Here is a 13549-nt window from a genome sequence, read left to right on the forward strand (position 1 = left end):
TGAGCCGCAGCCGGCAGGCGGCGGTCCGATCTTTCTCTCGCCGTCCTACAACGCCATGCTTTTCCAGATCCTTACCTTCCTGCTCGACGTGGTTGTGGGCCTGCTGACCGGGGTCTGCCTGCTGCGGGTCTACATGCAGGCCCAGCGCGTGCCGTTCGGCAATCCCGTGGGCCAGCTGGTGTTCGCGCTGTCCGACTGGATCGTGATGCCGCTGCGCCGCATCATCAAGCCGGCCGGACGTTGGGACATGTCCAGCCTGATCGCGGCGTTCCTGCTGCAGATGCTGCAGTTCGTGCTGCTGTGGCTGCTCATGGGCGGGCACTCCAGTGTGGTCGCCCTGCCTTGGCTGGCGCTGTGCGGGCTGGTGCGCGTGGCGCTGTCCGGCATGGTGGGCGTGCTGCTGATCTATGCCATCCTGTCCTGGGTGCAGCCGCAGTCGCCGATTTACGGCGTGCTGCAGCGTCTGTCCGAGCCCATGCTGCGTCCCATCCGTCGCATCGTGCCGCTGATCGGCGGCATCGACCTGTCGGCGCTGGTGGCCCTGGTGCTGCTGCAGGTCGCGCTGATGGTGCTGGGCCATGTCCAGGCCTCGGGCCTGATGCTGCTGGTCTGATCGTTGGGGAGCAGAAAAAAGCCGCCGCAGGCGTCAACCTGCGGCGGCTTTCGTATGTCCAGGCGCGGCTTTACTGGACCGCGTCGGCAGGCAGTCGTTGCAGCATGGCCAGGGAGCCGGCGATGCGGTCGCGCAGCTCGCGGCGGTCCACGATCATGTCCACGGCGCCCTTGTCCTGCAGGAATTCGGCGCGCTGGAAGCCTTCGGGCAGCTTCACGCGCACGGTGGTCTCGATCACGCGGGGGCCCGCGAAGCCGACCAGGGTCTTGGGCTCGGCGATGACGATGTCGCCCACGAAGGCGAAGCTGGCCGAGACGCCGCCGAAAGTGGGGTCGGTCAGCACCGAGATGTAGGGAAGGCCCTTCTTGGCCAGGCGTGTGAGCGCGGCGTTGGCCTTGGCCATCTGCATCAGGCTCAGCAGGCCTTCCTGCATGCGCGCGCCACCCGTGGCGGTGAAGCAGATGAAGGGCACCTTCTGCTCGATGGCGGTCTCCACGCCACGCACGAAGCGCTCGCCGACCACCGAGCCCATGGAGCCGCCCATGAATTCGAACTCGAAACAGGCCGCGACCACGTTGACGCTCTTGATGGCGCCGCCCATGACGACCAGCGCATCGGTCTCGCCCGTGTTCTCCAGGGCTTCCTTCAGGCGCTCGGGGTACTTGCGGCTGTCCTTGAACTTCAGGGCGTCGACGGGAATGACTTCCTGGCCGATTTCATAGCGGCCTTCGGCGTCCAGGAAATGGTTCAGGCGTGCACGCGCGCCAATGCGGTGGTGGTGGCTGCAGCTGGGGCAGACATTCTGGTTTTTCTCCAGATCGGCCTTGTAGAGCACGGTCTCGCAGCTCGGGCACTTGATCCACAGACCCTCGGGGATCTGCTGGTGGCGATCCGTGGGGTTGGTTTGCTGGATTTTGGCAGGCAGGAGTTTTTCAAGCCAGGACATGGTGTTTCCTTTTCAGGCGCAGGGCATGCGGCACCAGGCCGCATGCAAGGGCTGCATTATGCGTCTTATGCGTCGAGTGCCTTGCGCACGCCGCGCAGGAAGTCGATGGTCAGCGGGACGATCTTCTCGTGGGGCTGGCCGTCGAGCATCTCGATGATGCGGCTGCCGATGACCACCGCGTCGGCCACGCGGCCGATGGCCTGGGCCGTGGCGGCGTCGCGGATGCCGAAGCCCACGCCCACGGGGATGCTTACATGCTCGCGGATGCGCGGCAGCATGGCCTCGACGGCCGAAGTGTCGAGCGCGCCCGAGCCGGTCACGCCCTTGAGCGAGACGTAGTAGACATAGCCGCTGGCCACGCGCGCCACCTGCTGCATGCGCTCGGTGGTGGAGGTGGGCGCCAGAAGGAAGATCAGGTCCATGTCGCGCGCACGCAGCTGGGCTGCGAACTGCTCGCATTCCTCGGGCGGGTAGTCCACGATGAGCAGGCCGTCCACGCCGGCCTCGGCCGCGTCGTTGACGAAGCGGTCCTGGCCGTGGACCTGGTCATAGCGCTCCACGGGATTGGCATAGCCCATCAGCACCACGGGGGTGGTCTGGTTCTTCTGGCGGAACTCGCGCACATAGGCCAGCACCTGCACCAGGCCCACGCCATTGGCGATGGCGCGGTCGCCGGCCTTCTGGATGGTGGGACCATCGGCCATGGGGTCCGAGAAGGGCACGCCCAGCTCGATCACGTCGGCGCCTGCCTCGACCATGCCGTGCATCAGCGCGGGGGTGATGGCGGCGAACGGGAAGCCCGCCGTGATGTAGGGGATCAGGGCCTTGCGGCCTTCTTCCCCGAGCTTGTCGAAAGTCGTGGTGATGCGGCTCATTGAGCGGCTCCTCCCTTGACCGTGAGCCCGCGCATGGAGGGTCGGTCGTAATAGTCGGCGCCCGAGAGGTCGGCCACGGTGCCGATGTCCTTGTCGCCGCGGCCGGAAAGGTTCACGAGGATGGACTGGTCGGCACGCATGGTCTTGGCCAGTTGCATGGCATAGGCCACGGCATGGCTGGACTCCAGGGCGGGAATGATGCCTTCGGTGCGGCACAGGTAGTGGAAGGCGTCCAGTGCCTCCTGATCGGTGATGCCCACGTACTGGGCACGACCGAGCTCCTGCAGCCAGGCGTGCTCCGGGCCGACGCCCGGATAGTCGAGGCCGGCGCTGATGCTGTGTGTCTCGGTGATCTGGCCGTTCTCGTCCTGCAGGATGAAGGTGCGGTTGCCATGCAGCACGCCGCTGCTGCCGCGCTGCAGCGAAGCCGAGTGCTTGCCGCTGTCCAGTCCCTCGCCGGCGGCCTCCACGCCGATCAGGCGCGTGTTCTCGAACGGGATGTAGGGGTGGAAGATACCCATGGCGTTGCTGCCGCCGCCCACGCAGGCGACCACGGCATCGGGCTGGCGGTCGGCGCCCAGGAACTCGGGCATCTGCACCAGGCATTCCTCGCCGATGACCTTCTGGAAGTCGCGCACCATCGCCGGATAGGGGTGGGGGCCGGCCACGGTGCCGATGATGTAGAAGGTGTTGTCCACATTGGCCACCCAGTCGCGCATGGCTTCGTTGAGCGCATCCTTGAGCGTGCGGCTGCCCGACTCCACCGGCACCACGGTGGCGCCCAGCAGGCGCATGCGGTAGACGTTGGGGCTTTGGCGCTTCACATCCTCCGCGCCCATGTAGACGATGCACTCCAGGCCGTAGCGCGCGCAGATGGTGGCTGTGGCCACGCCATGCTGGCCGGCGCCGGTCTCGGCGATGATGCGCGGCTTGCCCATGCGCCTGGCGAGCATGGCCTGGCCGATCACGTTGTTGATCTTGTGCGCGCCCGTGTGGTTCAGATCCTCGCGCTTGAGGTAGATCTGGGCGCCGCCCATCTCGCGCGACATGCGGGCCGCATGGTAGACCGGCGAGGGGCGACCGACGAAGTGGGCCAGCTCGGACTGGAATTCCGCCACGAACTCGGGGTCGTTCTGGTATTTGGCGTAGGCGTTGCGCAGCTCGGTCAGGGCGTGGGTCAGGGTTTCGCTGGCGAAGCTGCCGCCGAAGCGGCCGAAATGACCGGATGCGTCAGGGTATTGGTATTCGAACATGGCTTGTCTGCAAAGGTTGGCCATCGGCCGCGCGCACGGCGGCGATGAAGCTGTGTATCTTGCCGGCGTCCTTGATGCCCCTCAGGGGCTTGCCGTCGGGACCGTCGGCCTCGACGCCGGAGCTGACATCAACGGCCAGCGAGAGTCCTCGCGGGCGCACTTGCAAGATGCCATCGGTCACGTTTGCAGGCGTGAGTCCACCAGACAAAACGAGGTGAGAGGCGACGTTTGGTGGAAGGAGTGACCAATTGAATGCTTTTCCGCCACCGCCATAGCCGTCGACATGGGCGTCGAGCAGTATGGCCTGGGCTTTCGAGTAACGCTGTGCGTATTCTACGAGGTCGAAGCCTGCGGCGTCAGGCCCCAGGGGAATGCGTGCCGCACGAAGGAAGGCGCGGGTGCCGCCACCCGTCGCGGCCAGGCACTCGTCCGGGGACTCGTCGCCATGGAATTGCACGCAGGCGCCGGGGATGGCTGCGCAGGCGGCCATCACGTTGGCCGCGCTTTCATTGACGAACAGCAGCACCGGCGTCACGAAGGGGGGCAGGCGCCCTGCCAGCTCGGCGGCGCGCTGCACCGTCACGGCACGCGGGCTGGGGGCGTAGAGCACGAAGCCCACCGCATCGGCCCCGGCGGCCACGGCGGCATCCACGTCCTGCTCGCGCGTGAGGCCGCAGATCTTGATGCGGGTACGGTGGGCGGAAAGCGGGGTGTTCTTCTTCATGGGAGCCAATCATAGGCGGGTGTTCGCGAGGGCAGGCCCCACGAGGCATCGTAGACCGGGCCCAGGAAGTACAGGCCGTCCGGCGAGAACGTGGGGGCGGCGGCATCGCGCGAACGCGCCTGCAGCACCTGCTGCATCCAATCGGGTGTGTACAGGCCCTGGCCTATGGCGATCAGGCAGCCCATGATGTTGCGCACCATGTGGTGCAGGAAGGCGCTGCCCTCGAATTCGAAGCGCCAATAGCAGCATTCCATGGGGGCGTCGCCGGGGCGCATGGCGCTGGCCGCGGCCGCCAGGGCACCGTCCCCGGCCATGCGGCGCGTGATCTCGATGCGGTGCAGCGTCTTGACGGGGGTCTTGGCCTGGCAGCCGGAGGCGCGAAAGGAGCTGAAGTCATGTTCTCCCAGCAGATGCCGTGCCGCCGCCTGCATGGCCATGCCATCGAGCGCATGGAACACCCAGCCCACGCGCCCGGCTTCCACGCTGGGACGCACGGGGGACTGCAAAAGCACATAGGCATAGCGCCTTGCGGTGGCGCAGGCGCGCGAGTGGAAGGCATCAGGCACGGGCTGGGCCCATTGCACGGCGATGTCGGGCGGCAGGAAGGTGTTGGTGCCACGGACCCAGGAAAAGGGGGCCCGTTCCAGCAGGGTGTCGAAGTGGACAACCTGCATCAGCCCGTGCACGCCCGCATCGGTGCGGCCAGCGCAGAGGGTGGCTACTTCCTGAGCGGCAAAGCGGCCCAGGGCCGCTTCGAGATGGTCTTGTACGGTGTTGCCCGAAGGCTGGCTTTGCCAGCCGCTGTAGCGCTGGCCGTTGTAGGCGACACCAAGGGCTACGCGCATGGCGAGGCCTCCGGCATGTGTTGACTGTGCATCAGGTTCTGGATTCGCTTGGTGGCTTGCGCCACCCGTGTCACACGCAGCCGGCGCGGGCCCGGTCCAGGCCCGCGGCGCCCATGGCAGGCACCTGGTTCCGGCTTCAATCGATCTCGGCAAGCAGGCGCTGGGCCTTGGCCTTGAGTTCGCCATGGGCTTCGGCGATCACTTCCTCGATCAGGGTACGGGCACCGTCGCTGTCGCCGATGGCATTGAACTCCTGGGCCAGGGCCAGCTTGGTGGCCAGCGGGTCCTCGGGGGCCGAAGGTGGCGTTGCCGCGGCAGGGGAGTCGTTGCCCAGGTCCAGCGACAGGCTGCCCAGATCGAACTCCAGCGATTCTGCCGGCTCGGGCTTGGCGGCCGCTGCCGTCTCCAGCACGCCCGAGCCCGTGGAGGCTGCCGGTGTGCCCAGATCCTCGAGGTTGAACTCCATCGCATCCAGCGACAGCGTCGTGGCCTTGGACTGCTCGCCCGGGGTGGACAGGCCGGTCAGGGGAGAAGGTTCGGTAGCCGGGAAGCTGTCGGAAGACAGCGACAGCATTTCGGTGCGGACTGCATCGTCTTCACCCGCGATGGACGGCGCGCCCGGCAGATCCAGCGGCAGCATCTCGGTCGGCCGCAGGTCGGTCATGGCGCTGTTGCTGTTCAAGGCCTCCGTCAGCGAGGCGTGGGCCGTGGGCTGGAAGCCGGGCATGTCCAGCGAGGCGGTGGCAGGCTCGACCCGCTGGGTGGCGGGTGCGGTCGGCGCAGCGGCCTCCTGCGGGTGCGCAGCGTAGGCTCCAGGGCGGCGAAATCCTGCTCGCTGGGTATGGGGGCCGGGGCGGGCAGGGGGCGGCGTGCTGCACGGGAAGGCTGGCATCGGCCAGGCCCCCCGGGCAGGTCCATGTTCAGGTCCATGTCCAGATCCATGGGCAGCGTGGCGGGGCCTTCGCGCTGCATCTCCAGGTCCAGCGGGCGGTCCGCCAGCGAAGCGGCTGCCAGGCCGGCTGCCGCCGCGCCTGCCACGGCGGCGCCACCGGCCGCGGCGGCCGTGGATAGCCCGGCGGCACCAGCGGGCTGGTAGAGGCGGTTGTCCGGGTCCAGGATGCGGCCCTGATCGGCCAGGCGCTGCCAGTCCGCGCCCTTGCCCTGGGTCAGTCCGTGCAGTGTCTGTGCCACGGCCTCGAAGGCCTTGCGGTCATGGCGCTTGGCATAGATGTCGGCCAGCTTCTGGTGCAGTGCGGTACGCGAGGGGTCGGTGCGCAGGGCTTCCTTTGAGGATCTCCTCGGCCTGCAGGTCACGGCCATAGGCCAGGTAGACGTCGGCTTCGGCAACGGGGTCCACGTCGCCGGCGTCGAGCTGGCTGGGCGAGTAGTGCATGGAAGTGCCCGACAGCTGGCTGGAGGCGCCGGTATCCACCCGCTGGCTGGCCGCCGCTGGCGCCGAAGAAGGAGTCGGCCGCCAGCTGGCTGTCGCCGAAGGCGCTTTCGCTGGCTGCCGCTGCGGCGCGGCGCCGCTGCATGACGCGATAGCCGCCGTAGCCCAGAAGCAGTGCCAGCAGTGCGGCTCCGGCCAGTGGAATGGTGGGGTCGTCCATCAGCGTCTCGATGAAGCTGGGTTCGGCGACCGGGGCGACGGGGAGCAGGCTTTGGCTTGGGGGGGCTCAGCCGGTGCGGGGCCGGTGCCGTGGCTTCCGCGGGCACTGTACCGGGTACCACGCCTTCCGTGGGGGCGGGTGGCGCAGTGTCGACAGATGCTGCAGGGGGGGCGCTGCAGCGGGTGCTGCGGCTTCTGGTGGGGGGGGCACGGTGGGCGCGCCCGGCACGGCCACGCCCGCCGCGCCGGCTGTGGCCGGGGCGGCGGCGGTGCCGTCGGCGGGCTTGGTGGCGGATGCGATCTGGCTCAGCTCCGACATATTGCGCTGCAGCTCTGCCACGCGCGATGTCTGATCGTCGGCCTGTTTTTGCTTGGCCAGTCGTTCATCGGCCTCGACGCCCTTGACGGCACCCTTGGACAGAGTCAGCTTGTCGGGGCCGGCCGTGGAGGGCTTGCGATCTTCCACCTGGGCCTGGACGCTGCCCGATGCCTCCCGGTTGGCCGAGGCCACGGGAGCGGCCGGCGCCGCGCTCGCCAACTGGCGGCGGAACTGGTTGAAGTCGCGCGACTGGGCTGCGACGATCTGGCGTGCCTCGCGTGGCGATGTGGCCTGGGCCGTGGCTTCGTCAGGCACGGTCAGCACCGCGCCGGCACGCATGCGGTTCACATTGCCGTTGATGAAGGCCTTGGGGTTGGCGCGCAGCATGGCCACCAGCATCTGGTCCAGGGACACTCCTGCCGGCAGGTGTGCCGCAGCGATGCGCCCGGCGGTGTCTCCTGCCCTGGTCCTGACCTCGGAGGACTCCGACGCTGGGGCGGAGCGCTCGCGGGCCGGTGCTGCGGCTTTGCGCGAAGTGGTTGCGGGCGCTGTGCGGCTTTCCTCGACATTGCCGGCGCTGGCCTGGGATACGGCAGGCGTGACGGGCACGGGGCGGCGTGCCGGGGCGGCCGGCTCGGGCGCAGATGCCTGGGCAGCAGCCGTCACGGCCGGCGCGGGCCTTTGCAGTGCCGGAGGGTCCAGCAGCAGGGTGTAGTTGCGTTGGAGATTGCCCGAAGCCCAGCTGGCATCGATCACCAGGTCGACAAAGGGCTCGTTGACCGGCTGGGTGCTCGTCAGGCGCAGCACGGCCGAGCCGTCGGCGCGGCGCTGCACGCTGACACGCACCTGGCTGGCCGTGGCGTTGTATTCCATGCCCTGGGTGCGAAACACGCTGGGCGGGGCCACGCCCACGCGCAGGCCCTCGGCCTCGGCCGCGGTGATCTGGGGGATCTCGACCTCGGCCCGCAGGGGCTCGCCCAGGGCCGACTGCACGTTCACCCGGCCCAGCGCCAGTGCCCATGCCTCGGAGGCGGGCAGTCCGACAGAGACGACGGCCGCAGCGGCCAGCACAGAGAGTTTCCAACGATGCATAAGGCGTCAAACCTGTGTGGGTGCAATTGGGCGGGCACTATTGTTTTTGTGGGATTGCCCGCGTTTGCACATGTAATTGAAATTTACCCGGGGATAGATGGCACGCCATATACCAAGGTGCTTGGGTCGCATTGTCGGCCACGCTATAGGATCGCAAGCGCCTGGATGCCGGGCAACACCCATGGTTGTTGTCGAACGGCAACGAGAAGAAACACAATGTATCTTTGGTTATTGTAGGCAACCGCCTACAGGCCCGTGACCAGACCCGGTCATTGTGCCCAGATGATCCGCTTTCAAAACCGAAAAAAGCGCCATGTCCCGGGCCGGGACATGGCGCTTTTGTGCTGGCTCAAGCCGGCCGGGCTCAGTTGGCCAGCAGGATGCGCAGCATGCGGCGCAGCGGTTCGGCGGCGCCCCACAGCAGCTGGTCGCCGATCACGAAGGCGGAGAGGTACTCGGGACCCATGTTGAGCTTGCGCACGCGGCCCACGCCGACTTCCAGGCCGCCGGTGATGGCGGCAGGCGTCAGTTCCTTGACGGTGATGGCGCGGTCGTTGGGAACCCACTTCACCCAGGGGTTGCCGGACTTGATGATGGCTTCCAATTCCGCCAGGGGCAGGTCCTTCTTGAGCTTGAGGGTCAGTGCCAGGCTGTGGCAGCGCATGGCGCCGATGCGCACGCACAGGCCGTCCACGGGAATGGTCTGCTCGGTACCCAGGATCTTGTTGACCTCGGCCTGGCCCTTCCACTCTTCCTTGGACTGGCCATTGTCCAGCTGTGCGTCGATCCAGGGGATCAGACCGCCGGCCAGCGGCGCGCCGAAGAACTCGGTGGGCACGTCGGTACGGATGGTCTGGGCCACCTTGCGGTCGATGTCCAGGATGGCGGATGCGGGTGTGGCCAGTTCGTCTGCCACGGCGGCATGGACCACGCCCATGCCCTTGAGCAGTTCGCGCATGTGGTTGGCGCCGCCGCCGGAGGCCGCCTGGTAGGTCATGGAGCTGACCCATTCCACGAGGCCGGCCTTGAACAGGCCGCCCAGGCCCATCAGCAGGATGGAGTTGGTGCAGTTGCCGCCGATCCAGTTCCTGCCGCCGGCGGCCAGCCTGGCCTTGATCAGATCTTCATTGACCGGATCCAGAACGATGACCGCATCCTTTTCCATGCGCAGCGAGGAGGCGGCATCGATCCAGTGGCCGTTCCAGCCCGAGGCGCGCAACTGGGGGAAGACTTCCTTGGTGTAGTCGCCACCCTGGCAGGTGATGATGATGTCGCACTTGGCCAGCTCGGCAATGTCGTTGGCGTTGCGCAGCTCGGTGTGGGTCTTCGCCATGGCCGGGGCCTTGCCGCCAGCGTTGGAGGTGGAGAAGAACACGGGTTCGATCAGCTCGAAGTCGCCCTCGGCCTGCATGCGGTCCATCAGCACGGAGCCGACCATGCCGCGCCAGCCGACCAGACCTACCAGTTGCTTATCTTGTGGCTTGTTCATTTGAAACGCCCTTTCAGTGTGAAACAGTGCTTGACCAAGACTGTTGTCGCCCGGCTCGTCTGGGCCAGGTGAGGGCGCACGACGAACCGGGCTGGGTCAGCCTTTGGTTGTCGTAATGGTGATGGATGCGATTGCGCGCACGACCACACCGGCCGGGGCGGCGGGTGCAATGTTCAGCAGGAGGGACTGGTGTGCGGCAAACATGAGAGCAGCCATTCTAGCGAATATGTTTGCCGATGGCTTTGCGGTTTTGATGATTATCTTCGTCGAAACGACGAAAAATGGATATCAAATTTGACGTTTTGCCATGCGGGCGGGCCCGCATGGCGTCGGTTCGGGATCAGGCCAGGGCTTGCACCACGGCGTCGCCCATCTCGCGCGTCGTGACCTTGGTCGTGCCTTCGCTGTAGATGTCGGCCGTGCGCAGGCCCCGCGCCAGCACCTTTTGCACGGCGGCCTCGATGCGCTGGGCGGCGGCTTCCTGGTTCAGCGAGAAGCGCAGCATCATCGCGGCCGACAGGATGGTGGCCAGGGGGTTGGCGATGCCCTTGCCCGCGATGTCGGGAGCCGAGCCGTGGCTGGGCTCGTACAGGCCCTGGCCCCTGGAGTTCAGCGAGGCCGAGGGCAGCATGCCGATGGAGCCGGTCAGCATGGAGGCTTCGTCCGAGAGGATGTCGCCGAACATGTTGCCCGTGACCACCACGTCGAAGCGCTTGGGCTCCTTGACCAGCTGCATGGCGGCGTTGTCCACGTACATGTGGTCCAGCTGCACGTCCGGGTACTGCTTGCCCACTTCGGTGACCACGTCCTTCCAGAACTGGAAGGTCTCCAGCACGTTGGCCTTGTCCACGCTGGTCACGCGCTTGCTGCGCTTCTGGGCGGCCTGGAAGGCGACGTGGGCGATGCGCTCGATCTCGGGCCGGGAGTAGCGCATGGTGTCGAAGGCTTCCTCGGCGCCGGGGAAGTGGCCGTCCGTGGCCACGCGGCGGCCACGCGGCTGGCCGAAGTAGATGTCGCCCGTCAGCTCGCGGATGATGAGGATGTCCAGTCCCGCGACCAGCTCGGGCTTGAGGCTGGAGGCGTGGGTCAGCTGCTCGTAGCAGATGGCGGGACGGAAGTTGGCGAACAGGCCCATGTGCTTGCGCAGGCCCAGGATGGCCTGCTCGGGGCGCAGGGGGCGGTCCAGCGTGTCGTACTTCCAGTCACCCACGGCGCCGAACAGCACGGCGTCGGATTCCATGGCCAGCTTGAGCGTGGATTCGGGCAGCGGGTGGCCGCTGGCTTCGTAGGCGGCGCCGCCCACGGGGGCGGTCTGCATGTCGAAGTCCAGGCCCAGCGCGCCCAGGACCTTCACGGCTTCCGCGACGATTTCGGGGCCGATGCCATCACCGGGCAAGACTGCGATTTTCATGGTGTTCCTTTGAGAGACTGTTCGGATGGTGGAAGGCCGCTGGCGGCTTGTGCAGCAGCGCCCGCGGCCCGTGGAAACGTTGGAGGCCGGAGGATCAGTGCTTCTGGACGAGGGTGTGAGCCAGCCAGGGCTTGGTGGCCAGGCGCTCGGCCTCGTAGGCGCGGATCTTGTCGGCGTGGCGCAGTGTCAGCCCGATGTCGTCGAAGCCGTTGAGCAGGCAGTACTTGCGGAAGGCGATGACGTCGAAGGGGATCTCCTCGCCCTGTGGGCGCACGATCACCTGGCGCTCCAGGTCGATGGTCAGCTCGTAGCCGGGAAAGGCCGCCACCTCGTTGAACAGCATCTCGATCGTGGCTTCGGGCAGCACGATGGGCAGCAGGCCATTCTTGAAGCAGTTGTTGAAGAAGATGTCGGCGAAGCTCGGTGCGAGGATGGCGCGGAAGCCGTACTGGTCCAGTGCCCAGGGGGCGTGCTCGCGGCTGGAGCCGCAGCCGAAGTTCTTGCGCGCGATCAGGATGGATGCGCCTGCGTAGCGCGGCTGATTGAGCACGAAGTCGGGGTTGGGCTTGCGCGAGGCCGGATCCTGGCCGGGCTCGCCATGGTCCAGGTAGCGCCATTCATCGAACAGGTTCACGCCGAAGCCGGTCTTCTTGATCGACTTGAGGAACTGCTTGGGGATGATGGCGTCGGTGTCGACGTTCTCGCGGTCCATGGGGGCGACGAGGCCCTTGTGCACGGTGAATTGTTGCATGGCTGTATCGGATTCGGGGTTCAGCGGGCGGCGCGCTCGATGGCGCTGCCCGCGCTTTGCACGTCCTGGCCAATGCCCTTGACGGTATTGCAGGCGGCCAGGGTGAAGGCCAGGCCGATCAGGAGGATCGAGAAGGAGGGCTTCATGGTGTGTGCTGGCGGGCAGTGGGAAATCAGGAAAACCTGCGGATGTCCACGAAGTGGCCGTGGATGGCGGCGGCCGCGGCCATGGCCGGGCTCACCAGGTGGGTGCGCCCGCCCGCGCCCTGGCGGCCTTCGAAGTTGCGGTTGCTGGTCGAGGCGCAGCGCTCGCCGGGCTCCAGCCGGTCGGCGTTCATGGCCAGGCACATGGAGCAGCCGGGCTCGCGCCACTCGAAGCCCGCGGCCTTGAAGATCTGGTCCAGCCCTTCGCGTTCGGCCTGTTCCTTGACCAGGCCCGAGCCGGGCACGACCATGGCCAGCTTGATGTTGCGCGCCACCTTCTGACCCAGCTTCTTGACCACGGCGGCGGCCTCGCGCATGTCCTCGATGCGGCTGTTGGTGCACGAGCCGATGAAGACCTTGTCCACGAAGATGTCGTTGATGGGCTTGCCGGGCTCCAGGGCCATGTAGGTCAGCGCACGCTCGATGGCGCCGCGCTTGCTGGCATCCTTTTCCTTGTCGGGATCGGGCACGATGGCGTCCACGCCCAGCACCATCTCGGGCGAGGTGCCCCAGGTGACCTGCGGCACGATGTCACTGGCCTGCAGCTCGACCACGCGGTCGAACTTCGCGTCGGCATCCGAATGCAGCGTCTTCCAGTAGGCGACGGCGGCATCCCACTCCGCGCCGGTGGGGGCCAGGGGGCGGCCCTTGACGTAGCTGATGGTCTTGTCGTCCACGGCCACCAGGCCGGCGCGTGCGCCGCCTTCGATGGCCATGTTGCACACCGTCATGCGGCCTTCCATGCTGAGATCGCGGATGGCTTCACCCGCGAACTCGATGGTGTAGCCGGTGCCGCCTGCCGTGCCGATCTTGCCGATGATGGCCAGCACGATGTCCTTGGCCGTGATGCCGGGAGCCACCTTGCCGTTGACCTGGACCAGCATGTTCCTGGCCTTCTTGGCCAGCAGGGTCTGGGTGGCCATCACATGCTCGACCTCGGAGGTGCCGATGCCGTGGGCCAGCGCACCGAAGGCGCCGTGCGTGGAGGTGTGGCTGTCGCCGCAGACCACGGTCATGCCGGGCAGGGTCGCGCCTTGCTCTGGGCCCATCACGTGGACGATGCCCTGGCCCTTGTCCATGAAGGGGAAGAAGGCAGCGGAGCCGAATTCGCCGATGTTGGCGTTCAGCGTGGTGATCTGCTCCTTGCTGATGGGGTCGGCGATACCGTCATAGCCACGCTCCCAGCCGTCGGTGGGCGTGTTGTGGTCGGCCGTGGCCACGACGGAGCTGACGCGCCACAGCTTGCGGTTGGCCATGCGCAGGCCTTCGAAGGCCTGGGGGCTGGTGACTTCGTGCACCAGGTGGCGGTCGATATAGAGCACGGAGGTACCGTCATCCTCGGTGTGGATGACATGCTCGTCGAAGATCTTGTCGTAGAGGGTGCGTCCCATGGCTGTCTCTGGTGGTTGGGTTCGTGGG

At 67.0% G+C, this 13549-nt stretch carries 12 protein-coding genes and 1 pseudogene; 2 read left to right on the plus strand and 11 right to left on the minus strand.

Annotated features, from left to right (window positions below):
- Positions 1 to 55 precede the first annotated feature (55 nt).
- Positions 56 to 613 (plus strand): YggT family protein, encoded by a 558-nt coding sequence (locus L1Z78_RS06990; RefSeq protein WP_234640820.1) that lies wholly within the window; start codon positions 56 to 58, stop codon positions 611 to 613.
- 70 nt (positions 614 to 683) lie between these two features.
- On the opposite strand, the gene accD is transcribed toward L1Z78_RS06990, so the two are convergent.
- From accD to asd, 7 genes and pseudogenes are all read right to left on the minus strand, one after another.
- Complete coding sequence (accD, locus tag L1Z78_RS06995) at positions 684 to 1559, minus strand: acetyl-CoA carboxylase, carboxyltransferase subunit beta (protein ID WP_234640821.1); 876 nt, start codon at positions 1557 to 1559, stop codon at positions 684 to 686.
- Positions 1560 to 1624: 65 nt separating this feature from the next.
- Complete coding sequence (trpA, locus tag L1Z78_RS07000; RefSeq protein WP_234640822.1) at positions 1625 to 2434, minus strand: tryptophan synthase subunit alpha; 810 nt, start codon at positions 2432 to 2434, stop codon at positions 1625 to 1627.
- Positions 2431 to 3687: a tryptophan synthase subunit beta gene (gene trpB, locus L1Z78_RS07005; RefSeq protein WP_234640823.1), complete on the minus strand. Its 1257-nt coding sequence runs from the start codon at positions 3685 to 3687 to the stop codon at positions 2431 to 2433. Before trpB ends, trpA begins: the two co-directional genes overlap by 4 nt.
- Positions 3665 to 4411 (minus strand): phosphoribosylanthranilate isomerase, encoded by a 747-nt coding sequence (locus L1Z78_RS07010; RefSeq protein ID WP_234640824.1) that lies wholly within the window; start codon positions 4409 to 4411, stop codon positions 3665 to 3667. Before L1Z78_RS07010 ends, trpB begins: the two co-directional genes overlap by 23 nt.
- Positions 4408 to 5256 (minus strand): tRNA pseudouridine(38-40) synthase TruA, encoded by an 849-nt coding sequence (gene truA / locus L1Z78_RS07015; protein WP_234640825.1) that lies wholly within the window; start codon positions 5254 to 5256, stop codon positions 4408 to 4410. The genes L1Z78_RS07010 and truA overlap by 4 nt, the downstream gene beginning before the upstream one ends.
- A 136-nt stretch (positions 5257 to 5392) precedes the next feature.
- Positions 5393 to 8276: pseudogene (locus tag L1Z78_RS28130) on the minus strand (FimV/HubP family polar landmark protein).
- 364 nt (positions 8277 to 8640) lie between these two features.
- Positions 8641 to 9765, minus strand: a complete 1125-nt coding sequence (gene asd, locus L1Z78_RS07025; RefSeq protein WP_234640826.1) for an aspartate-semialdehyde dehydrogenase — start codon at positions 9763 to 9765, stop codon at positions 8641 to 8643.
- Positions 9766 to 9886: 121 nt separating this feature from the next.
- Here asd and L1Z78_RS07030 point away from each other — a divergent pair, with 121 nt between their 5' ends.
- Complete coding sequence (locus tag L1Z78_RS07030; RefSeq protein ID WP_234640827.1) at positions 9887 to 10063, plus strand: hypothetical protein; 177 nt, start codon at positions 9887 to 9889, stop codon at positions 10061 to 10063.
- 42 nt (positions 10064 to 10105) lie between these two features.
- Here L1Z78_RS07030 and leuB read toward each other — a convergent pair whose 3' ends face one another.
- From leuB to leuC, 4 genes are all read right to left on the minus strand, one after another.
- Entirely contained in the window at positions 10106 to 11176 is a 1071-nt protein-coding gene (leuB, locus tag L1Z78_RS07035) for a 3-isopropylmalate dehydrogenase (protein WP_234640828.1), read from the minus strand.
- 94 nt (positions 11177 to 11270) lie between these two features.
- A complete protein-coding gene (leuD, locus tag L1Z78_RS07040; protein WP_234640829.1) occupies positions 11271 to 11927 on the minus strand; it encodes a 3-isopropylmalate dehydratase small subunit in 657 nt (218 codons plus the stop codon).
- Between the two features lie 20 nt (positions 11928 to 11947).
- Positions 11948 to 12073: an entericidin A/B family lipoprotein gene (locus tag L1Z78_RS07045; protein ID WP_012207035.1), complete on the minus strand. Its 126-nt coding sequence runs from the start codon at positions 12071 to 12073 to the stop codon at positions 11948 to 11950.
- A 26-nt stretch (positions 12074 to 12099) separates the two neighbouring features.
- Positions 12100 to 13521: a 3-isopropylmalate dehydratase large subunit gene (gene leuC, locus L1Z78_RS07050; RefSeq protein WP_234640830.1), complete on the minus strand. Its 1422-nt coding sequence runs from the start codon at positions 13519 to 13521 to the stop codon at positions 12100 to 12102.
- Positions 13522 to 13549 lie beyond the last annotated feature (28 nt).

Origin of the sequence: Delftia tsuruhatensis, assembly GCF_903815225.1 — a bacterium.
In the GTDB taxonomy this organism is placed as follows: Bacteria; Pseudomonadota; Gammaproteobacteria; order Burkholderiales; family Burkholderiaceae_C; genus Comamonas; species Comamonas tsuruhatensis_A.

Bases quoted from the DNA above. Each gene is read 5' to 3' on its own strand.
- L1Z78_RS06990 (WP_234640820.1), top strand. From the start codon at position 56: ATGCTTTTCCAGATCCTTACCTTCCTGCTCGACGTGGTTGTGGGCCTG.
- accD (WP_234640821.1), bottom strand. From the start codon at position 1,559: ATGTCCTGGCTTGAAAAACTCCTGCCTGCCAAAATCCAGCAAACCAAC.
- trpA (WP_234640822.1), bottom strand. From the start codon at position 2,434: ATGAGCCGCATCACCACGACTTTCGACAAGCTCGGGGAAGAAGGCCGC.
- trpB (WP_234640823.1), bottom strand. From the start codon at position 3,687: ATGTTCGAATACCAATACCCTGACGCATCCGGTCATTTCGGCCGCTTC.
- L1Z78_RS07010 (WP_234640824.1), bottom strand. From the start codon at position 4,411: ATGAAGAAGAACACCCCGCTTTCCGCCCACCGTACCCGCATCAAGATC.
- truA (WP_234640825.1), bottom strand. From the start codon at position 5,256: ATGCGCGTAGCCCTTGGTGTCGCCTACAACGGCCAGCGCTACAGCGGC.
- asd (WP_234640826.1), bottom strand. From the start codon at position 9,765: ATGAACAAGCCACAAGATAAGCAACTGGTAGGTCTGGTCGGCTGGCGC.
- L1Z78_RS07030 (WP_234640827.1), top strand. From the start codon at position 9,887: ATGGATGCGATTGCGCGCACGACCACACCGGCCGGGGCGGCGGGTGCA.
- leuB (WP_234640828.1), bottom strand. From the start codon at position 11,176: ATGAAAATCGCAGTCTTGCCCGGTGATGGCATCGGCCCCGAAATCGTC.
- leuD (WP_234640829.1), bottom strand. From the start codon at position 11,927: ATGCAACAATTCACCGTGCACAAGGGCCTCGTCGCCCCCATGGACCGC.
- L1Z78_RS07045 (WP_012207035.1), bottom strand. From the start codon at position 12,073: ATGAAGCCCTCCTTCTCGATCCTCCTGATCGGCCTGGCCTTCACCCTG.
- leuC (WP_234640830.1), bottom strand. From the start codon at position 13,521: ATGGGACGCACCCTCTACGACAAGATCTTCGACGAGCATGTCATCCAC.